We start from the raw sequence: 20146 nt of genomic DNA, 5'->3' as shown, positions 1-20146 counted from the left end.
TTTATTTATTTTAAATCCATTGAAACTTGATCAATAGAATAATTAGTAATTAGAATTTCAATCTTTCTATTTTTGATATTCGATCTCTCGCCAATAGTTATAATATTCAATCCTCTTTTTTTTGCTTCAGCCATTACAAAAGGGTGGTTAAACTCTGACATTGCTGATTTTATCCCACAGGTTTTCATTAGCTCGAGACAATCTACAGTATCATTTTTTGTCCAATTTGGAACTCTATAGGTAGATTCAGTACCCAGGTAAACCGGATCTAGATAGATGAAACAAGATTCTTTATCATTTAATCCTTTTGAAAATGATATACAGGGAAGCACTTCTCTAAAATCTCTGGATAATATTTTACTGTTTCTTAAGTGATCAAATGTTGCATCCATGTTTTTTAAGATGCTTTCTTTAGCATTATCCAATCCTACTCGAAGTGTATCGCCTTTTCCTAAATAAGTAAAATTAGAAAGGAATAAAAACCGAACTGCTTTTTTAAGCGGATCTGATTCTTGATTTTTCTTCCAGTGCTTTATTAGACTTTCCGATATCGGTAATATTTCAATTTGTTTAATCAAGTCAGATTTACAATTTTGCACCATTAAATATAAATTAGTGACATCATCATCTAGATCGTTTAATATTGAATATTTCGGTTTTGGTAGATAAAAGTAGGAACCGCCAGCACCGAAAAATAATTCTACCCGCATACGATGAACTGGAAAATATTTACTAATTTTTTTCATTAACCTTCTTTTATTTCCCATTCTAGTAAGTATCATGACGCTTCTTTTTTATCAGTTGATTCAATTAATTCTACAGTTGCAGCCATGAACATCATTTGTGTCATTCCATCCCCTTGATAGGTTTCGGTTTTGCTTATTTCAAGTAAAGCGGGGATTTCATCAATGCACTTTCCTTTCATGACACCTTCTATTATTTCAGTGTAGGGCTTTAGTTTTTCTGGAAATTCGTCCTTAAAAAATCGTTTGGCAGTATCTCTGCATTTCTTCATTTTTTGCGAAAGTTCTAGTGCTTGCATCATACTATAAAATCTAAAGGTTTCTCAATTTGCTCAAACTCGTACACCCAAACAAATGGGTTTTTCTCTAAGGATTCTTTTCCGTTTATTGATTCCCATAATGTTTTAAAACATTCTATAGCTGATTCAGTGAAAGCCCCTTCTGTTTTAGCTACTGATTCTGTCACATATTTTCTATACCAAACCCTTTTACTAACTTCACCTGGTTTAGCGTATATACCTTCCGCAATGGCATCATCCTCACTAATATCCTGCAACCGTTCCACTCGAATGGATTTTATCTTAAGGAAGATTCTGCAGGCTTCTTTTGGCATGAAGATGGAAGGTTTCCATTTTATAAGATCATTAGTCCAATCAGCACCCCCTTTATAAATATATCTAAGTAGTTTGTGATTGGAAATAGGAGCAAATGTTTCCCTAACCCAAAGTACATCGCCAACTTCATAAGGACATTTCGATGTAAGAATTAAGAACTCTAATTCATTGTATTCATCAGTACATGTTTGAAGTAAATTGTCTTTAACAATTCTCCTGGTTTGTGTTTTTCTTCCTTCGAGTATAGCCTGAACCATAGGCGTGGAAAATAATATCGGGCGAAATTTTGTGGCTGTATTATGCATCTGGATAAAGGAATAGTATGGTTAGTAATGTTTGAACAAGGAATCCCATCATAAACCAGAATACTCTGGAGGCTCGGCGATTTTCTTTATCAATTAGCTTTTCGGTTTCGGAAATCGTGTACAGATTGTGTGTTTTTTTTGTCATGGTCTTAATTTTTTAAGCGGTTTTTTGATATTCTTTTTTCTTGAAATGTTGCCTTTCGTAGGGCACAAAAATTTGTTTTTTGGCAACCATATTTTCGATGTACAAACTCGTCGTGCCTTTGTTGGTATAAAATGGACCTACTAATTTCTGATCGGCATATACATAATAAATGCGGTGCAGCTTGATGTGTCTTGGCGTGTCTTTCAGATCATCTATTGAAGCTTCGCGCAGCACTAATTCAAACAGGAATTCGTTTGTCACTACAGTGGGCATGGGAACAATCACGCCACATTTACCAAAAACCATTCTAGTGTACAAATCATTAAAGTTCGTATGATCTCCGATGATTCGTGGTCCTGATATCTGATTGGTTTTCCAATCGAGATAGAATACCGTCGTGTTCTCTTTGACGAATTGCTTCGCTCTCATGTTTTCCAAATCTCCCGTGAACAAGTCGTATTTTGTTGCTTGTATCAATGCTGTGCGTACTTCTAATAGTTTCATCTGTCTAGCATTTTAGTTGTCTGAATCTTACATTTGCCTGATGTTTCGCATATAGGGTTAAATCTTCGGTCAAGTCGCCATCTTCTATTATCATTAATAATCCATCACAGGCTTTTTCCAGTTCAAAATAATCCTTGCAGCGGCTAAAGATCTGCCTGATCTGATTCATGCTATACATCACGCTAGCTTTTCTATTTTCCATCCTTGTAGGGTATTAAAAACGGAAACAACTCCTTCCTTATTTGTCCATTCGCGACCTCTCAGGTTGATCGTGATTTTTACTTTTTGGCCTATTCTCAAACCATCCAGCAAGCTTACGTTACCTTGGGTAAATTGAATGTCCAATACCTGAGCATGTTGTTCTATCGTTTTTATATGCACGCTTCGTGATTTGTAATTATTGGCTCCGGATTCTTTGGTTTCTAATACGCGAACTACTTCTGCTGTTACTGTAATGTTTTCCATTTTTAATTATTTATTTAAGTGTTTAATTATTCTCCAAATATTTCATCCTCATTCGAGTATTCTTTTACGTCTGTTTCCATAATAACTTCCTGTTGTTCTATGGTTCTGATGAAAATGACTTCTTGGGTTTTTCCATCTATTTTTTGCAGGATTCTACCTTGCTGGGTGTGTAAGTCTTTCGGGTTGAAAATGTAGCCATTCAACTGACAATAGGCTTTGATTGCTTTTTTGAACTTGTTGACAGACCATTTCATTTGCTTGGATGTTTTGATGAAATCATCAAAAGCAAAATCTTTAGAGAAATAGTTGTCCAAATATTTGAAATCGCCTTCCTCCAATGTTCCCGGATCTGTTTCTTTATTAGCAAAGAATCCATCGGCCCAGCCTTCAAAAGCTTCTCCCATTTCGGCACGCAAACTTCTTTTGGTCACATTGTCCATTGGCGGACTAATCTTGTGAGGATGCGACAAAAAGAACTGAACACACTGAGCGCAAAAATTATAGTAGTCATTCCACTCGGCTTCTGTAAATCCGGAGAATAGATTTCGACCTCCAAAATCGCTCGCAATATTTCGAGACTGTTTGTATTCATCATTGTTATTCTCGTGATAATAGTCAGAGAAAGAACAAAACAGCAATCGCCTTGCCGTAGATGGCCCATCATCACGAATAGTAAAGTTGGACGTAATGAGGTATTTTGGCGAATCCTTGAAAGCAATTTCATAGGGTTGTCCGTTCTTTGGATTTACTTTTAATGAACCGGTTATCTCGGAGTAGAAAAAGGCAAAATCCAAATACTGATTGGCATCATCAATCAAAATAAAATCAGTATCCTCAGTTACTCCATGATAGATAAAGTCGTTTTTAGTAACATTGGCATCACGCCCTTTGATATAAAACCTACGTTTCAAGATATGATCCAGTGAACCCAAGCCAATAGACTTTCCGGAACCCCCGTGAGATTCTCCTGTTTCGGATATTTTATTGTCCATCGCGAACACACACCACGGTTTAGATTCATCTTTATAGCGGTGCAGCAGGTAGCCAATGCAATAAATTTTATTAATCAAATGCAGTTTTTGCTCATAGACTTCATCCTCAGATAAATTTGGTCCCGCAATATCAAAATGATATTTCTTGAAATAGGCATCAGCTTCGGCTTGTGGTCGGTTCTCAAAACTTTCCTCCAGTTCTTTTCTCCAATGAACTCGGGAAGCATTAATAATAAAATTGAAATAGGGATTATCCTTTTTTAAAACCTCAATATCCAAATTGCCATCCGCATCCGTATTTATTTTAAATTGTGGATCTTGTTTTTTGATTGGAAAATCGATGATTTTATCTTCCCAAACGTATTTTTCCACTTCGCCTTGTTTGTGCTCTGTGATTTCAGCAGCTGTGATTTTCAATATTTTTTTGCTAAAGAATAAATATTGCGAATGTTTATCGGCATCCGTAAAATCAATATTTATATTTGGCAATTTCGACAACGAACGCTCATTCAATTTAGGCGAGTTGTAAATAAAATCCCTTAAATCAGGATGCATTTGGCGTTCTTCCAGAAAGGAATGCACATAGTTTTCAATGTCATTAGGAGTTAATTTTTTAACAATAGAACCTTCTTTTTTGATGTAAATAAAACCTTCCTTCGTATCCGGTGTTTCATAGCGGCCAAAACCCATTAGATTTAAAAACTGATACAACCTGGTATTCGATAAGTTGTAAGATGTTTTTTTGGTGGTTTTGTTCCATCCTTCCGTCCAGAACTGCATTGGCAAAGCGTTGGCAATAATTTTATCAAATCCAGCGATAAAAGCATTCGCTCTTTCTGAATTATAAAATTTCTCTACATAGTCTTTAAAATCTTTGCATGGATTTCCTCGCTTGTCCTTGAACTGTTTTAGTTTTTCAGGAAGAAAAAGCAATTTGATATCCAAGAATTTCAAACCCATCGCAATGGCTTGTTTGATTCCGGTATTGTCCAAATCCGCCACATAGTAAATCTCCTTAGCCATCGTTTTCAATTCCTTGTATTCTTTCCAGTCTAAATGCTCGCTTTCAGAGTTGAACCAAATTGGGAACTTATCGAATGACCGTAGGTTGATTCCGTCAGAACCACCGCTAATAATAAAAACAGCGTCTAGTTTAGGGTCGTATTTTCTTTTAGGCGCTTCAGCATCATCTGATTCATCTTCTATAGAGTAATCGTCTTGGTCGTTTTCCTGCTGTTTTTTGTTTTCATTAAACTGCGTTTTAATCAAATCCCATCCGAAGATGTGTTTCTTAGGCTTATCACCGGCATAACGAAAACGGAATTGTTTTTCAAAAGAATTAGGCTGGTATATCTTTTGCCAGGTACCAAAGTCAAAAACCAAAATAGGGAATTCCTCTGTGGCCGTAGTGACAACAGTTTCATTTTCCTTACAATAGGCAAATGATTTACAGGAACGCAGCTTAAAATCGTTACAATGTTGCTCGTTTATACGAGGTCCCAACAAAGCCAATTCTTTATTAGAAATAGTTTCGTTATAAACAAACTGATAGGATTTAGGAGTTTCATCAGCGGCTAAAGGTCTTTTCTCAACAATAGGTTTGTACACCTGTAATTCAGCTCCTTTGATGTTGAAACGTGCACCAAGCAAGGCACAAGCTTCACCGTATGAAATGTTTTCTTCAACCTGGCAAACCATAATTCCATTTCTAGGAACCTGATCGCCGCCAAAGTCAGTCACCACCCAAACGCCATTTTGCAATTGTTTCAAAGAAGCAGAAGCTGTTTTCTCAGATTCCCGCAATTTAAACTGACGGGCAGTTTTTGTGATTACATTTAGAGCATTCGGATAATAAGAAGTAATAATTTCGAGACCGCCATTGGTAGCGTCAAGTATGTCAGTGTCTTTTACGTAACTCATAATTTAGGCCTCCTGATGGTTTGGGGTTAATCTTTCTGGTTGTATTACAGGAATTAAATAAAGAGGCTGAAAACACATTTCATGTATTTTTTTTCCTTCCTCATAGGATTCTTTTGTCATGCCATATTTTAGAATTGTCTCTGATTCTAATGCATCAAAACATTTAAAAAACTTCATCATAGCATCGGCAGCAATTTTAGCTTCTTTAGCTGTTCTGTATAGCTGCGAAGCGTTTTTAAGAAGAGATAAATGTGCTTTTAGTGGGATTGAACGAGAATTAATTTCTTGTTCTGTAAAATGACCTGATTTTTCGAGGTTGTCAATTTGCTCCTGGAGCAATTCAATTTTTGAGTGGATTAAATCTTCTGACATATGGTTGTAATTTTTTGATTCGATTAAAAAAACCACCCACTAGGAGTGGTTTTTCGTGTGTAAGTGCACACACAGGATTGGTAAGAACGTACATCGGTCTTACAACCGAATAAGGTTCAAGAAAAAGGATATCATAACTCCTTCTTGTTTGGTTTGAATCCCCAGATTCATCCATAATATTTTTTTAGCTTTGTGTAAAGAGCCCATTGGCAGGTTCATTTCATCGCCTATAACTTCATTAGTTTTGTTGGTGGCAGTTAGTTGCAATAATTGAACATCTTGCATGCTAAGCCTCTGCTGGTTGTAGGTAGGTAGTTTGCAAAGTATTCCTTCATGGGGACAATTCCCATGATTAGGACATGGCCAGTATTCACCATCTTGCAATTGACCGTCTTTTATATCGCCTTGAAAATCTAAACCTCCAAAACGGCATTTAGCAAATTGCTCTAAACGTTTTATACTTGATGAAGGATGCATATCATGAAGCGCCAGTTTCGCATCTAAATCCTCGTTGATCGCTTCTTTTAAAATTTGTTGGGTTGCAAAAGATATTTCGCAGAAAGGGAGGATTTTGGCATTCTGAATAATCTTTACTTCATTTTCAGAAAGAAAGAACTCAGTAGCAGAACATACCATTCCGGGGTAAAATGTACTTGGGTTAGGAAGTCTTTGTGTCATGGGGGTGTGATTTAAGTGGTTAATTTTTTTAGGCGTGCCATTTGTTTTTTATTGTCTAATGCTACTTCGACCATAGCATTAAGAACATCCAGTCTTGAGGTATGCTTTTTCTTTACATTGCGAATAATGCCTTTGGTAATAGAAGTGCCTTTTGGCAGTTTTTTTAAAACATCTTCTACATAATTAAAAGGCAAATACTCATCAATGATATTATAGGCTTTTTCGATATGCAACTGCACATCTTTACCTTTGGTATTATTTGTTATATTTGTCATGTAATAGTTATTTGTTAGTCAAAAGTATTAAATAGTTTACTTAAAGTAAACTTTTTAAAGCAAATAATTTACTTTAAGTAATAATTTATAACGATTCTAAATATGAAATACAACGAAAAATTAAGACTATACTTCAAAAATAATGGGGTTTCGCAGAGAGAAGCTGCTGAAAGACTGGGGCATGCGCCTTCAATGATGAGTAGGTTCTTAAGTGGAGTAAGTGTATTTGATGCAGATTTTATTGCGGACCTGGTAAGAGAGTTCCCAGATGTTGACTTAAAGTATATTTTTTCGGAGGAAGAAGAAAATGTTTCAATGGTATCAGAACCCTATGAAGATTACAATATAAAGGAAGAGGATATCGTCAATGAATTGGAAGTAATTGAGCAAAAAATATCCAGTATCAGAAATGTTTTGGCACGGAAAAGCCACGCAAAATAAAACTATTCAACAATACCGTGCGCTACGAGCGGGTTAAGTGATACTTCTGCCTTCACTTTGAAATTCAAGCCTTTACAGGAATGTAAGGGCTTTTTTTATGCCTTGTAACGAACATTTGACGAACATCATAGTCAAATGAAGTAAATCATTCTCCGCTTATTTTTTCCTATTTTTGACTTATTAAATATCGAATCATGGAAAATTCTCAATTTTTAAATTTATTTTACGCTATTACACTTCTGTTTTTTTCATTTGAAGTATCAATGTACCTAGCATACTTAGTCATCTTTCTTAAAGACAAATCATTTAAAGTAAAAATCGAAAGTAAGATATTAGTTCTAAAATCTTGGTTTTTGGGACTTTTTATTGTTGCTTCTTTTTATACAATGTATCAATTGAAAACTTCAAGTAACTTTAGCATAACAATCTTTGTCTTTCTAGTTGGTTTTACTCTGATGGTGATGCTCTATGTACTGCCTAAATTAATTATCAAAAACAAAAAATTTCTTGTTGATACTTTGAAGATGAAAACGGTACCAGTGATTGAAGCAAACATATTTACGGAAAAGCTTGAAATTTTCAAATCAGACCATGAAGCAATATTAGAAGGTAATTCGATCACGAATAACGATATTAAAATCATTACGCCAGTTGGCGTGACAAATGTGGATGAAAATAATCAAGATATCTTTGAAAATTATGAGCTTAATAAGTTAGATAAATCCAGTAATTTGAAATTAAACCACATTTCACATAAAACAGCTAAAAATACAATTACACCTATACTACGCAAGAACTCTCCTGTTATTCCTGATAATAATGCCGATGATATCATTTTAGAAAAATTTGGTAGGCTTAAGGAGGCACATGGTGCTTATTGTAATTATGATGATTTTCGAAATTTGTTATCGAATATTACAATAGAAAAGAAAATCTTATTTACTGATAAATATGGCTCCCCTATTAATAGTAAAAAAACTGAATTTTTAAGAATTTTAAATGACATACTTGATGGTAATATTGTCAATCATCCAAACAATTTAAAAGTAAGAGATTGGATTGAAGAGTCATTTGACAATAAGAATTTTGAAGGTGAAAAAATAACTGATGTAGATATTTCAAGGTTTAAGTAGTTTTTGGAATCCTTTAAATAAATTGAAATAGTTTGTTTTTTTATGTAATTACAAGTAATATTTAGTAGTCGTATGTAACATTTTTTAAGGCAGCTTTCTTTTCCTTTCCTTTGATTTACGACGCTGAATAATAAGCGTATATAATCATAAAAAATAAACTATGAGCAATCTACAAATCGAAGAAAAACTATTCAGTATAGAGAATAGTATCCAAAAATTAAGTCTATCAGTTAAGTCTATTTTATCTCACGAAGAAGCGGCAGTATTCTTAAGCATGAAACCTTCATATTTATACAAGCTGACAGCACGTAAAGAGATCAGATTTTTTTCACCATTAGGGAAATTAAACTACTTCCAAAAGACTGATTTAGAGGAGTTTTTATTACGTAATGAAATTCCAGCAATTAACAAGGAAAATACAATTGAGAACCATTGGAAAAAATAAACACAATAATCATAGCTAACGACTATGAATATTGTGCTCTATTTTATTTGTAACTCACTTGTATCTCTCAAAGATACGATAAATCTCTATTGTATAATGAAAAGTATAATCGAAAACGACGTTTCTAACGGCGTACACGTTAGTACATCAAAGAAAAAAGCACCAAAAAAAGATGATCTATCTTTTTATGATGACTTACCCAAGAATATAACAGCCCATTTTAAGGATATTGAAAGTGATATTGGAAAGTATAAGATCTTCATGTCTGATAACAAAATTTTTATTCGAAGAAAGAAAGAGAAAGACGGTGACGAGTCATATTATTTTCAAGAAATTTCGAATTTTGAAATTAAGATTTTACAGCATATTCAGGATGAAAAGTTTCCTATTAAACTGTTGAAGGTTAAAAATGTTTTTAATCTTGAAAAGATTTTTGACATTCCATCGGATCTTTTTAATACCCTAGCCAGTTTTGAAAACTGTATCGCACGACAAGGAAACTTTTTGTTTACTGGCAATGCATTAGATTTTAAAATGCTGAAAGCCTATCTTTTTGATAAGATGGGCAATGGTCATAAGATTGATAGCTTAGGCTATCAGGTTGGCTTTCAATTTTGGTTGTGGAATAATAAAGTTAATCTTTTAAATGGTGCTAGCTTAACAATAGATGAAAATGGCATTTTTACACATAATAGTAAATCGTTTTATGTGCCATCGGCTAATAAAATCTATTTAAACAATATGTCTGCTTATTTGTCTCAGAAAAAAATGATTGCGATTGAGTCTGACGTGTCTATGCACTTGTATTTACAGATGATGATGGAAGTGCATAAAGAGTACTCCATTACGGCTATTTTGTTTACTGTTAGTAGTATCTTTCAAGATATAGTAGTTAATGAAATTGGAAATTTTCCTATTCTGTTACTATATGGTCCTGCTTCTACTGGAAAAGACCAACTAGCTGAATGTTGCCAAAGTTTCTTTGGTCATCCTCAAACTGCAATAAATCTTGAAGGTGGAGCTTCTACGCTCAAAGGTAAAATTAGAAAATTTGCACAATTTACTAATATCATTTGTCATCTATCAGAATACAAACGTGGTGACGCAAAATTAGATGGTATTATAAAAGCCTTTTGGGATAGAAGAGGTTATGAATATGGAACTCTGGAGAGTAATGTGAGTACAGATAATGTTCCTATTCTATCCTCTACGCTATTAACTGGAAATGAACACCCTGAACAAGAAGCTTTAATTTCAAGACTTTTGTGGTTAGAGTTTCATCAAACAACCTTTAGTCTTGAGGAAACTCGAAATTATGATGTTTTAAAGGATTGGACAAAAAAAGGGATTAGTCATTATACAGGTGACTTACTTAAATATAGAGTTTCATTTGAAGAAAATTTTAAAAATAAATACAGAGAGTGTAAAAAGAATATAACTCCTTTGATCGAAGTAAAACAAACTAGGGTCATTGGTAATTTGTCAGTTTTAGCAGCTACTTATGAGATATTTAAGGACTTAATTTCTTTTCCATTTACATACAATGAAATGCTCACTCATTTTAAGAAATGTACTGAAAACCAAACTAGAAAAATGAATTCATCCAGTATTGGAACAAAATTTTGGGACTGTTTCTTAGCCTCTATGCGTGGTAATAAAGACGACAGGATAGTTGTTTTTAGAGATTTACGACTAGATGGAAATGTACTCTCATTTCAATTTACCTCATGCTATAACAAAATACAACGTCAATGGATGTTGCAATATAGGGAAACTGCTCCAAGCAAAGTTGTACTACAAGATTTCATCAAAAAAGACGCTTGCTTTCAAAAAGAAGTGAGCAGTATTAAATACGAAAAAGGAAAAAATGCTAGAAATACCTCTGGTTATCAGGTTGATGTGTCAAAATTGCAAATCCAAGATGAAATAATCAATGCCATTGAGTGGCAAATTTGTGAACAATAACACCTCCTTTAAAGCGATAATGGTTTCCTACTCCTCCTACATTTATTTAAGTTGTTGTTTATTAGTTGTTTAATGGTTAGAAGTAGTAGGAAACATGGTAGGAAATGGTAGGAAGGAGTAGGAAGTCATTTTTCGGTTTCCGACACCTTCCTACGCAAACCGACGCTTTTTAGACGTTTTTAAATTATATGTTTATGTAAATCAACAAAGTAGGAAGTGTCGGAAGGGTAGGAAGTGTTTTCGTTTTAATTAGAAGGTGTTTTCAACAGTAAGCCTTAATAAATAAATAGAAATGAATATAGAACAAGCAAAACAAATTCCGATCGAAGTGATTTTAAAATCGATGGGAGTGGAGATAGAGAGAGAAACGGGGAATGACATTTGGTATAAAAGTCCTTTTTCACCGACTGAAAAGAACGCGTCTTTTCATTTAAGCAAACAAAATGCAGGTTATTGGTATTGCTTTTCTAGTGCAATTGGAGGCTGCAATGGTTTAGATCTGGTTGTAAAAGTGAAAAGTTGTACAGTAGGCGTTGCTTTGAAGTACTTGCAAAGCTTTGATTCTTTTTCTTTTCAAAAGCAAATACCAGTTGCCTATGAAATAAAAAAGATAGAAAAGAACAATGCAGTAATAAAAGTAAAAACAATTGAACATATCGCCTTAAAACAATATTTGGCAGCTAGAGGGATAACCAAAGCGAATGCATTAATACAAATTAAGGAGATAGAATATGCCATTAAAGGTAAAAAATACTTCGCAATTGGTTTTAAAAACAGAAGTGATTCTTGGGAATTAAGATCATCTTATGCTAAAATTTGTATTGGCAAGAAAGATATAACATTGATAAATAATGGAAGTAGTATTTTGAAGATAACAGAGGGCTTTTTTGATTTTCTCAGCCTTCTTCAATTAAACGATGATAGAACTGAAAATGATTCAGATTATTTAATATTAAACTCGGCTGCACTATTACTTAAAAATATATCCATTTTAGAAAATTATCAAACCATTGAGTTGTATTTAGATAATGACGAAACAGGAGAAAAATACACTAATTTAATTTTACAAAAATTTAAAAATGCGACCGACTGTCGGGGAAGTTATGCTGCCTTTAAAGACCTTAACGAATTTGCAATGTGGTACATTAATAATTCTTAGAATGATATATTGTTAAAATGTTATACTTCTACAATGATAGATGGTTATATTGATATAGTGTTACACTAAAAAAAATCAATAACACTTAGAAGATAAAAAATACATATGGAATTTAGTCAAATATAATTTTTAATATTTTCGTAATGCAAGGTGTGTTTTGTAGGACTACAAAACCTCTTACCAATAAAAAATTGGACTATAATTTTCGGAACTCAAATTATAAAAAAATGAAAAAAAACGGCAGACCTAAGCTTGAAAAATCTTTACAAAGAAAGCTCCATTCAGTTAAATGTTATTGTACTGAAGAAGAAAAAAAACAAATAATATTTATTGCTAGTCAATTTAATTTTACTGTTTCAGAATACCTATTAATTAAATCTCTGGATAAAAGAGTTGTTTCTAATAGGATAGAAATGATCGCTTCATTAGACACTCTTAATTTAGAACTTTTCAAGGGAGGAAATAACATTAATCAGTTAGCAAAACATGCTAATAGAATTAAAAATGCTAATGGCTTAGATCAAACTCTTTTTATGAATTTCATTAATTTATTAAATATTTATGTAAAAAAAACAAACGATATAAAATCAATTATTAATTCAATTTATAGAGAATTGGCAAAGTGAAATGATTTAATTAAGTACACAATATTCCAATATTACACTACCCTAATTTGTAGTATATCAATATAAAAAAGTAACATTATAACTCAATAACACTGTTACATCTTCAAGTATGAATCCCGATATTACACTACCCCAAATTCTTGCATATCAATATAACTAAATATCAATTTAATATGGTAATTTAGGTTTTTTTAGAATTGGGATATTTACCGAATTTAATTCTAATTTATTTTGTCTAAAATAAGGTTTAAGTCGCTAAAAAATAAAGATTTTATAACCAAAAATAAATCGCTTAATTAATTATGGATGAAAAAATAATTGGATATAAACCAAACGGACAAGCTATTTTTCTTTCTGAATATAAAAAAATAATTCAAAATCGGATTGATACTATTGTATCTGGAACTTCTAAAACTTTTACTTCTGAAGAAGTATTAAAAGAGATTCTAAAAAACAAATCAAACAATAGTAAACCTGAAATTTTAAATCCGAAAAAGTAAAATCTTTATTTATATGCATATTTTTACTTTTTATTAGCTTTATTTTAAAAATAAAAAAAGCTAACAATGTAGTCATATTATACTAATGTTAGTATTTGCAAATCAATTTAACTCCATAAGAAACTCCGATATTACACTACCCTGAATTAAATTATATCAATATAACAAAGTAACATTATAACTTAATAACATTGTAACATCTTCAAGTACGAATCCCGATATTACACTACCCCAAGTTCTTGTATATCAGTATAACTAAATAATAATTTAATATAGTAATTTAGGTTTTTTTAGAATTGGGGTATTTACCGAATTTAATTCTAATTTATTTTGTCTAAAATAAGTTTCAAAGTGCTGAAGATGTAATTCTTATGCACAAAACTCCATCAAGATAAATAGCATCAAGAACACTAAAAGAAACTAAAACTCAATAAAAGAAATAAAAATCTTATTTATTTACGCTTTTCATCATTTCATAACGCTGTTTTTTCAATATCTTAGCAAAGTAGATTATTACAGAAAGACTCTTTAATATCTATAAAAAAATAGCGAAAAATGCTATTTTAAAACCTTTGAATAATACGTACTCAATACAATTAATGGCAGCAGAACACAAACAAAAATTAGAACAACAACTTTGGAATATTGCAAACACCCTACGTGGGAAAATGGATGCTGATGATTTTAGAGATTATATATTAGGTTTCATTTTCTACAAGTACTTAAGTACCAAAATGGATTTGTATGCCAACCAAATTTTACAACCCGACGGATTAACTTTTGCGGAAATCGAAGGACACGCTGAAGAAGTACTTTTGATGCAAGAAGTTAAACAATTAGCCATAGATAAATTAGGTTTCTTTTTAGAACCTTCCGAATTGTTTTCGGAACTGGCGCGACGTGGAAACGCAGGCGGAAAAAACAATTTTATCTTAGGCGATTTAGCCAAAGTACTCACGCACATTGAGCAAAGTACGATGGGATCTGAAAGCGAAGAAGATTTTGGCAACTTATTTTCGGACTTGGATTTAACTTCTCATAAACTCGGAAAATCAGAAAGCGATAAAAACGAATTGATTGTAAAAGTGCTAACCCATTTGGACGAAATTGATTTTGATTTAGAAAATACCGACAGTGATGTTTTGGGCGATGCTTACGAATATCTTATCGGACAATTTGCCAGTGGAGCAGGAAAAAAAGCAGGTGAATTTTACACACCACAGCAAGTCAGTAGTGTTTTAGCACAATTGGTAACAGTTGGAAAAGACAAACTAAAAAGTGTTTACGATCCTACTTGTGGTTCGGGTTCTTTGTTGTTGCGTGTTGCTAAAGAAGTCAAAGACGTAAGCGAATTTTACGGACAAGAAATGAATCCTACGACTTATAACCTTTGTCGTATGAATATGATTATGCACGATGTTCACTACAAACGTTTTGACATCAAGAACGAAGATACTTTAGAACGCCCGCAACATTTGGATCAGCGTTTTGAAGCTATTGTGGCTAATCCGCCTTTCTCGGCAAATTGGAGTGCGAGTCCTTTGTTTATGAGCGATGAACGTTTTTCGGCTTACGGAAAACTAGCTCCAAGCAGTAAAGCCGATTTTGCTTTTGTACAACACATGGTGCATCAATTGGATGATAACGGAACCATGGCAATTGTCTTGCCTCACGGTGTTTTGTTTCGTGGCGGTGCCGAAGGTCACATTCGTAAATATTTAATAGAAAACAAAAATTATTTGGATGCCGTGATTGGTTTGCCAGCGAATATCTTTTACGGAACATCGATTCCGACTTGTATTTTGGTATTGAAAAAAACACGCCAAAACCCGAAAGATGTTTTGTTTATTGATGCCAGCCAACATTTTGACAAAGTAAAAACCCAAAATGTATTGTTGGATGAGCATATTTCTAAAATTATCTCCACTTACAGCAATCGCACCGAAGAAGATAAATACAGTAAAATAGCTTCTTTAGAAATTATTGCCGAGAACGATTACAACCTAAATATTCCTCGTTATGTAGACACTTTTGAAGCCGAAGAAAGCATTGATATTAATGCAATTGCAAAAGAGTTACAAGCTGTTGACCAACAAATTGATGAAACTGATAAAACCATTGCTTCTTTTTGTGTTGAATTGAATATTTCAACTCCTTTTTAATGATGGAAAAACTAATACCAAAATTGCGTTTTCCTGAGTTTTTGGGGGAATGGGAAGAAAAGAAATTAGGAGATGTTGCTAAATTCTCAAAAGGTAAAGGAGTTTCTAAAAGCGAAATATTCGAAGATGGAATAAACGAATGTATTAGATATGGAGAACTTTATACTCGATATGGAGAAGTAATTGAAAATGTGATTTCAAGAACAAATGTGAGTTTAGATAAATCTGTTGTAAGTGAAGCAAATGATGTGATTATTCCAGCATCAGGAGAAACTCAAATTGATATTGCTACCGCTTCTTGTGTTATTAAATCAGGAATCATACTTGGTGGTGATTTAAATATTATCAAAACAATTCATGATGGAATTTTCTTATCATTTTATTTAAACAATAAAAGAAAGCTTGATATTGCAAATCTTGCACAAGGGATTTCTGTTGTACATATTTATGCAAGTCAATTAGCATTATTGAAATTGAATTTCCCATCCCTTCCCGAACAAACGAAAATAGCCAATTTCTTAACCGAAGTTGATAAAAAACTTGCTGCCTTAAAACAAAAGAAAAGCCTTTTAGAACAATACAAAAAAGGCATAATGCAACAAATTTTCTCGCAAGAACTTCGCTTTAAAGATGATAATGGAAATGATTTTCCAGATTGGGAAGAGAAAAAGTTGAAGGAAGTTTGTAAAATAAATCCCAAAAGTGATATTTTGCCATCATCTTTTATTTATATAGATTTAGAAAGTGTTGTCGCAGGTCAACTTTTAAAAGAAACAACAATTCAATTACGTGAAGCTCCAAGTCGAGCACAAAGATTACTTATAACTGAAGATATTTTATTTCAAATGGTTCGTCCTTATCAAAAAAACAATTTATATTTTGATAAAAAAGGTAAATATGTTGCATCTACAGGTTATGCACAAATAAGAGCTAGAGAAAGTTCGAGATTTCTCTATCAAATAATTCACACAAATGATTTTGTTAATAAGGTTTTAGATAGATGTACAGGAACTAGTTATCCCGCAATAAATTCTACAGATTTAGCTAATATTTCAATCCTAATTCCTTCATTACAAGAACAAACCAAAATCGCCAGTTTTCTATCGGCAATCGATGAAAAAATCAATCATTGTCAAGGACAAATAGAAAAAACCGAGGTTTGGAAAAAAGGATTGTTGCAACAATTGTTTGTTTAAAATAAAGTATTATGACAATAGTAGAAAAATCACAATACAATTTTATTCAAAATGAGATTTGGATCTTGACTTTTGGAGGTGCTTTTCAAAGAGCAAATATTTATATATCTAAAGATCTGGCTGAACAAAAAAAAGGTGTTTTCAAAAAAGGAATTAGAGTTTTTATTGAAACTACTATTTTAGATAGCTATAAAACTACGATTGTAAGTGATGCAGCGCATATTGAAAACATTAAAAAAGTAAGTGATTATAGTTCTAATTATTCGGAGCTTTTTAATAATGAAAAAATCAATTTTGGGATAGCTCAAAAAATGCTAAATCTCTATTTAAAATACATGTGGTCTTTAGGGTATATTCAATCTCCACCGCATTTTCCAGTAGATCGCATCATTCAAGAATTGCTAAATAAAGAACTGAAAGGTTTAGGCATAAAAGGAGAAGAATTAAAAGCTTGGACACAGTTTACCGATGAACATCATTATGTAAAAGTGATCAACAATGCTCGTGAATTGATAAGTAAAAAAGAATCTTTTGCTAATCACAGTTTGGCAGAATTAGAATTATCATTATTTCAAAGAAGATAACTATGGCACATCAATCTGAAGCACAATTAGAAAACAACCTAATCAAGCAATTGCAAGGTTTGGGTTATGCGGCTGTAAAAATTCAAGATGGAGAAGCTTTGGTGGCTAATCTAAAAAGCCAATTGGAACTTTTTAATCAAACTACCTTTAGTAAAAAAGAGTTTGATGCCGTTTTGAATCATTTGGCGAAAGGCAATGTATTTGAAAAAGCCAAAAGCTTACGTGATCGTTTCCAATTGACCAAAGAAGATGGCACTTCGTTTTATGTTCAGTTTTTTAATAGCGAAAATCCAGTTGTTAATTTATACCAAGTAAGCAACCAAATTAGTTTGGAAGGAAGTTACAAAAACCGTTTTGATGTCACGCTTTTGGTCAATGGTTTGCCTTTGGTACAAATAGAACTCAAGCGTTCGGGTATCGAAATCAAAGAAGCTTTTAACCAAATCAATCGCTATCAAAATCATTCGTTTTGGAGCAATCATGGTTTGTTTCAATACGTACAACTTTTTGTGATTAGCAATGGCGGAAACACCAAATATTTAGCCAATAATAAATTACAATCGGTCAAACAAACCTTCTTTTGGGCAGATGCCAATAATAAAAATATTACCGAATTAAAAGATTTTACAGCTTCCTTTTTAAACCCAAATCATTTGGGCAAAATGATAGCGCATTATATCGTGATCAACGAAACCCACAAAGTGATGATGGTGTTACGTCCGTATCAATATTTTGCTACCGAAACCATTATTCAGCAAGTCAAAAACAGCAACGACAACGCTTACATTTGGCACACCACAGGATCGGGGAAAACGTTGACTTCGTTCAAAGCCAGCCAGATTTTGATGGAATTGCCTGAAGTATATAAAGTTGTTTTCGTAGTTGATCGTAAAGATCTAGATTATCAAACTATGAACGAATTCAATGCGTTCAAAAAAGACAGTGTTGATGTTACCGATAATACGCAATCATTGGTTAAACAACTAACGGATAATACCAAATTAGTTCTAACTACTATTCAGAAGTTAAATAATGCTGTTTCTGATCGTTTTAAAGGAAGTATTGAAGCTTTAAGGCACAAGAAGATTGTTTTTATATTTGATGAGTGCCATCGCTCTCAATTTGGCGAAACCCACGAGCGAATTAGCAAGTTTTTTGATAAAAGTCAGTTGATTGGTTTTACAGGAACACCCATTTTTGCTGAGAATGCCTCTAAAAATGATTTAGGAAAAAGAACTACCAAAGATTTATTTGGGAATTGTTTACACAAATATGTGATAACCGATGCCATTAAAGATCAAAATGTATTGCGTTTTGGGGTAGAATATGTGGGGAAATATAAAAATAAGAGTAATACTTTTATTGATATTGAAGTAGAAGAAATAGACAAACAAGAAGTATTGGATTCCCCTAAACGAATTGAAAAAATTGTTGATTATATCTTAGCCTATCACGATCAAAAGACATTCAATAAACAATATTCGGCACTTTTAACTGTAAGTAGTATCGAAAATGCCGTTAAATATTATGATTTCTTTCAACAAAAGAAAGAAGCAGGAATACACAATTTGCGCATTGCAACTATTTTTACTTTTGGTGCGAATGAAGATTCAGATGATGCACAAGATTATCTTCCAGCAGAAAATGATTTTGATATGGCAGCTGAACCCAAATCAATTTATAAATCAAGCCACAGTCGAGACAAATTAGAAACCTATATTGGACATTACAACCAAATGTACAAAGGAAGTTTTACGACCAAAGATCCTAAATTATTTGAATCCTATTTCAAAGACATTAGTAGACGTTTAAAGGAACGTGAGAAAGAAAATTTCAATGATGAGAAAGATCGTTTAGATATTGTGATTGTAGTCAATATGATGCTTACTGGTTTTGATGCCAAAAAAGTAAATACATTATATGTCGATAAAAACTTGAAGCAACATGGCTTAATTCAGGCATACTCAAGAACTAACCGAATTTTAGGAGAACAGAAATCACAAGGCAATATTTTGGCTTTTAGAAATCTCAAAAAAGCTACTGACGATGCTATTACTTTGTTTTCAAATAAAGATGCCATTGATGTAGTGACAATGCCAAGCTATGAAAAAATAGCCGAAAAGTTCGATGAAGCTTTAAAAGCCTTACGGGAAATTACACCAACGTATCAAAGTGTGAACGATTTAGAAAGCGAAGAAGACGAAGCTTTATTTGTGCAAGCTTTTAGAAAATTGTTGCGAAGTATGAACGTCTTACAATCCTACGCTGATTTTGATTGGGACGATTTACCAATCGACGAACAAGAATTTGCAAATTACAAAGGCAAATACTTGGATTTATACCAAAAAGTTAAGCAAGAAAGCCAAGTACAAAAAACCTCTATCCTTGATGATATTGATTTTGAATTGGAGTTGATTCATAGAGATAAAATTGGTGTTGCTTATATCTTGAAGTTATTAGCACAAATGAAAGGAGCTAATACTTCCGAAGCCAAAGCCCAACGCAAAGCCATTATCGATTTATTAGGTGGTGACATCAAACTAAGAAGTAAACGAGAACTGATTCAGAAATTCATTGATGAAAACATGCCACATATCAAAGATGGTGATGCCATGGAAGAGGAATTTGAAAAATTCTGGCAAGAGCAAAAAGTACTAGCCTTAGGAAAACTATGTGAAGACGAACATCTTGACAAAGCCCAATTCAAAGCTTTAATTGATGCTTACATCTACAGCGGTCGAGAACCTATAAAAGACGAAGTTTTTCAATGCCTGGACAACAGACCAAGTATTTTGCAAGCGAGAGTAATTGGCGATCGAATAATTGCTAAAATGAAAGAGTTTGTGGAGGTGTTTGAGAAGGGGATGGTGGCTTAAGGGGGGATGAAAATCCAATGAAGTACTAATAGAATGTAGAAAATAA

The 20146-nt window shown here is 33.0% G+C and carries 21 protein-coding genes; 11 read left to right on the top strand and 10 right to left on the bottom strand.

Features of this window, described 5'->3' with window-relative positions:
- Nucleotides 1-5: 5 nt before the first annotated feature.
- The 10 genes from ACMDB5_RS13015 to ACMDB5_RS12970 form a co-directional block, all read right to left on the bottom strand.
- A complete protein-coding gene (locus tag ACMDB5_RS13015; RefSeq protein ID WP_413998690.1) occupies nt 6-782 on the bottom strand; it encodes a DNA adenine methylase in 777 nt (258 codons plus the stop codon).
- Entirely contained in the window at nt 779-1045 is a 267-nt protein-coding gene (locus ACMDB5_RS13010) for a hypothetical protein (RefSeq protein ID WP_413998689.1), read from the bottom strand. Before ACMDB5_RS13010 ends, ACMDB5_RS13015 begins: the two co-directional genes overlap by 4 nt.
- On the bottom strand, nt 1042-1662 hold the full coding sequence (locus ACMDB5_RS13005; RefSeq protein ID WP_413998688.1) for a hypothetical protein: 621 nt from the start codon (nt 1660-1662) through the stop codon (nt 1042-1044). Before ACMDB5_RS13005 ends, ACMDB5_RS13010 begins: the two co-directional genes overlap by 4 nt.
- 157 nt (nt 1663-1819) lie before the next feature.
- Nucleotides 1820-2311, bottom strand: a complete 492-nt coding sequence (locus ACMDB5_RS13000) for a hypothetical protein (protein ID WP_413998687.1) — start codon at nt 2309-2311, stop codon at nt 1820-1822.
- A 4-nt stretch (nt 2312-2315) separates the two neighbouring features.
- Nucleotides 2316-2489 (bottom strand): hypothetical protein, encoded by a 174-nt coding sequence (locus tag ACMDB5_RS12995; protein WP_413998686.1) that lies wholly within the window; start codon nt 2487-2489, stop codon nt 2316-2318.
- On the bottom strand, nt 2489-2776 hold the full coding sequence (locus ACMDB5_RS12990) for a DUF3127 domain-containing protein (protein WP_413998685.1): 288 nt from the start codon (nt 2774-2776) through the stop codon (nt 2489-2491). Before ACMDB5_RS12990 ends, ACMDB5_RS12995 begins: the two co-directional genes overlap by 1 nt.
- A gap of 26 nt (nt 2777-2802) precedes the next feature.
- Nucleotides 2803-5688, bottom strand: coding sequence for a hypothetical protein (locus ACMDB5_RS12985; protein WP_413998684.1), 2886 nt, complete (start codon nt 5686-5688; stop codon nt 2803-2805).
- A 3-nt stretch (nt 5689-5691) separates the two neighbouring features.
- Nucleotides 5692-6060: a hypothetical protein gene (locus tag ACMDB5_RS12980; protein ID WP_413998683.1), complete on the bottom strand. Its 369-nt coding sequence runs from the start codon at nt 6058-6060 to the stop codon at nt 5692-5694.
- 99 nt (nt 6061-6159) lie between these two features.
- Nucleotides 6160-6738, bottom strand: coding sequence for a hypothetical protein (locus ACMDB5_RS12975; RefSeq protein WP_413998682.1), 579 nt, complete (start codon nt 6736-6738; stop codon nt 6160-6162).
- An 11-nt stretch (nt 6739-6749) separates the two neighbouring features.
- Nucleotides 6750-7013, bottom strand: coding sequence for a hypothetical protein (locus tag ACMDB5_RS12970; RefSeq protein WP_413998681.1), 264 nt, complete (start codon nt 7011-7013; stop codon nt 6750-6752).
- A 102-nt stretch (nt 7014-7115) separates the two neighbouring features.
- Here ACMDB5_RS12970 and ACMDB5_RS12965 point away from each other — a divergent pair, with 102 nt between their 5' ends.
- The 11 genes from ACMDB5_RS12965 to ACMDB5_RS12915 all read left to right on the top strand — a co-directional run bounded on the left by ACMDB5_RS12965 (nt 7116) and on the right by ACMDB5_RS12915 (nt 20100).
- On the top strand, nt 7116-7454 hold the full coding sequence (locus ACMDB5_RS12965) for a helix-turn-helix domain-containing protein (protein WP_413998680.1): 339 nt from the start codon (nt 7116-7118) through the stop codon (nt 7452-7454).
- 194 nt (nt 7455-7648) lie between these two features.
- Nucleotides 7649-8587 (top strand): hypothetical protein, encoded by a 939-nt coding sequence (locus tag ACMDB5_RS12960; RefSeq protein WP_413998679.1) that lies wholly within the window; start codon nt 7649-7651, stop codon nt 8585-8587.
- Nucleotides 8588-8747: 160 nt separating this feature from the next.
- Nucleotides 8748-9032, top strand: coding sequence for a helix-turn-helix domain-containing protein (locus ACMDB5_RS12955; RefSeq protein ID WP_413998678.1), 285 nt, complete (start codon nt 8748-8750; stop codon nt 9030-9032).
- A 96-nt stretch (nt 9033-9128) separates the two neighbouring features.
- The gene (locus tag ACMDB5_RS12950; protein WP_413998677.1) at nt 9129-10997 is read left to right on the top strand and encodes a hypothetical protein; all 1869 of its coding nucleotides are present in this window, start codon (nt 9129-9131) and stop codon (nt 10995-10997) included.
- A 292-nt stretch (nt 10998-11289) separates the two neighbouring features.
- Complete coding sequence (locus tag ACMDB5_RS12945; protein ID WP_413998676.1) at nt 11290-12156, top strand: toprim domain-containing protein; 867 nt, start codon at nt 11290-11292, stop codon at nt 12154-12156.
- Nucleotides 12157-12383: 227 nt separating this feature from the next.
- On the top strand, nt 12384-12782 hold the full coding sequence (locus ACMDB5_RS12940; protein ID WP_413998675.1) for a plasmid mobilization protein: 399 nt from the start codon (nt 12384-12386) through the stop codon (nt 12780-12782).
- A gap of 302 nt (nt 12783-13084) precedes the next feature.
- On the top strand, nt 13085-13282 hold the full coding sequence (locus ACMDB5_RS12935; RefSeq protein WP_413998674.1) for a hypothetical protein: 198 nt from the start codon (nt 13085-13087) through the stop codon (nt 13280-13282).
- Between the two features lie 599 nt (nt 13283-13881).
- Complete coding sequence (locus tag ACMDB5_RS12930) at nt 13882-15444, top strand: type I restriction-modification system subunit M (RefSeq protein ID WP_414000391.1); 1563 nt, start codon at nt 13882-13884, stop codon at nt 15442-15444.
- A gap of 2 nt (nt 15445-15446) precedes the next feature.
- Nucleotides 15447-16640, top strand: a complete 1194-nt coding sequence (locus tag ACMDB5_RS12925; RefSeq protein ID WP_413998673.1) for a restriction endonuclease subunit S — start codon at nt 15447-15449, stop codon at nt 16638-16640.
- 11 nt (nt 16641-16651) lie between these two features.
- The gene (locus tag ACMDB5_RS12920) at nt 16652-17224 is read left to right on the top strand and encodes a hypothetical protein (RefSeq protein ID WP_413998672.1); all 573 of its coding nucleotides are present in this window, start codon (nt 16652-16654) and stop codon (nt 17222-17224) included.
- 2 nt (nt 17225-17226) lie between these two features.
- The gene (locus ACMDB5_RS12915) at nt 17227-20100 is read left to right on the top strand and encodes a type I restriction endonuclease subunit R (RefSeq protein WP_413998671.1); all 2874 of its coding nucleotides are present in this window, start codon (nt 17227-17229) and stop codon (nt 20098-20100) included.
- Nucleotides 20101-20146 lie beyond the last annotated feature (46 nt).

This window comes from Flavobacterium sp. W1B, assembly GCF_047344965.1.
Taxonomy (GTDB): Bacteria; Bacteroidota; Bacteroidia; order Flavobacteriales; family Flavobacteriaceae; genus Flavobacterium.
This window is presented reverse-complemented; position numbering and strand designations above follow the sequence as displayed.

Excerpts from the sequence above, each read along its gene's own strand:
- ACMDB5_RS13015 (WP_413998690.1), bottom strand. The coding sequence starts at position 782 with ATGATACTTACTAGAATGGGAAATAAAAGAAGGTTAATGAAAAAAATT.
- ACMDB5_RS13010 (WP_413998689.1), bottom strand. The coding sequence starts at position 1,045 with ATGATGCAAGCACTAGAACTTTCGCAAAAAATGAAGAAATGCAGAGAT.
- ACMDB5_RS13005 (WP_413998688.1), bottom strand. The coding sequence starts at position 1,662 with ATGCATAATACAGCCACAAAATTTCGCCCGATATTATTTTCCACGCCT.
- ACMDB5_RS13000 (WP_413998687.1), bottom strand. The coding sequence starts at position 2,311 with ATGAAACTATTAGAAGTACGCACAGCATTGATACAAGCAACAAAATAC.
- ACMDB5_RS12995 (WP_413998686.1), bottom strand. The coding sequence starts at position 2,489 with ATGTATAGCATGAATCAGATCAGGCAGATCTTTAGCCGCTGCAAGGAT.
- ACMDB5_RS12990 (WP_413998685.1), bottom strand. The coding sequence starts at position 2,776 with ATGGAAAACATTACAGTAACAGCAGAAGTAGTTCGCGTATTAGAAACC.
- ACMDB5_RS12985 (WP_413998684.1), bottom strand. The coding sequence starts at position 5,688 with ATGAGTTACGTAAAAGACACTGACATACTTGACGCTACCAATGGCGGT.
- ACMDB5_RS12980 (WP_413998683.1), bottom strand. The coding sequence starts at position 6,060 with ATGTCAGAAGATTTAATCCACTCAAAAATTGAATTGCTCCAGGAGCAA.
- ACMDB5_RS12975 (WP_413998682.1), bottom strand. The coding sequence starts at position 6,738 with ATGACACAAAGACTTCCTAACCCAAGTACATTTTACCCCGGAATGGTA.
- ACMDB5_RS12970 (WP_413998681.1), bottom strand. The coding sequence starts at position 7,013 with ATGACAAATATAACAAATAATACCAAAGGTAAAGATGTGCAGTTGCAT.
- ACMDB5_RS12965 (WP_413998680.1), top strand. The coding sequence starts at position 7,116 with ATGAAATACAACGAAAAATTAAGACTATACTTCAAAAATAATGGGGTT.
- ACMDB5_RS12960 (WP_413998679.1), top strand. The coding sequence starts at position 7,649 with ATGGAAAATTCTCAATTTTTAAATTTATTTTACGCTATTACACTTCTG.
- ACMDB5_RS12955 (WP_413998678.1), top strand. The coding sequence starts at position 8,748 with ATGAGCAATCTACAAATCGAAGAAAAACTATTCAGTATAGAGAATAGT.
- ACMDB5_RS12950 (WP_413998677.1), top strand. The coding sequence starts at position 9,129 with ATGAAAAGTATAATCGAAAACGACGTTTCTAACGGCGTACACGTTAGT.
- ACMDB5_RS12945 (WP_413998676.1), top strand. The coding sequence starts at position 11,290 with ATGAATATAGAACAAGCAAAACAAATTCCGATCGAAGTGATTTTAAAA.
- ACMDB5_RS12940 (WP_413998675.1), top strand. The coding sequence starts at position 12,384 with ATGAAAAAAAACGGCAGACCTAAGCTTGAAAAATCTTTACAAAGAAAG.
- ACMDB5_RS12935 (WP_413998674.1), top strand. The coding sequence starts at position 13,085 with ATGGATGAAAAAATAATTGGATATAAACCAAACGGACAAGCTATTTTT.
- ACMDB5_RS12930 (WP_414000391.1), top strand. The coding sequence starts at position 13,882 with ATGGCAGCAGAACACAAACAAAAATTAGAACAACAACTTTGGAATATT.
- ACMDB5_RS12925 (WP_413998673.1), top strand. The coding sequence starts at position 15,447 with ATGGAAAAACTAATACCAAAATTGCGTTTTCCTGAGTTTTTGGGGGAA.
- ACMDB5_RS12920 (WP_413998672.1), top strand. The coding sequence starts at position 16,652 with ATGACAATAGTAGAAAAATCACAATACAATTTTATTCAAAATGAGATT.
- ACMDB5_RS12915 (WP_413998671.1), top strand. The coding sequence starts at position 17,227 with ATGGCACATCAATCTGAAGCACAATTAGAAAACAACCTAATCAAGCAA.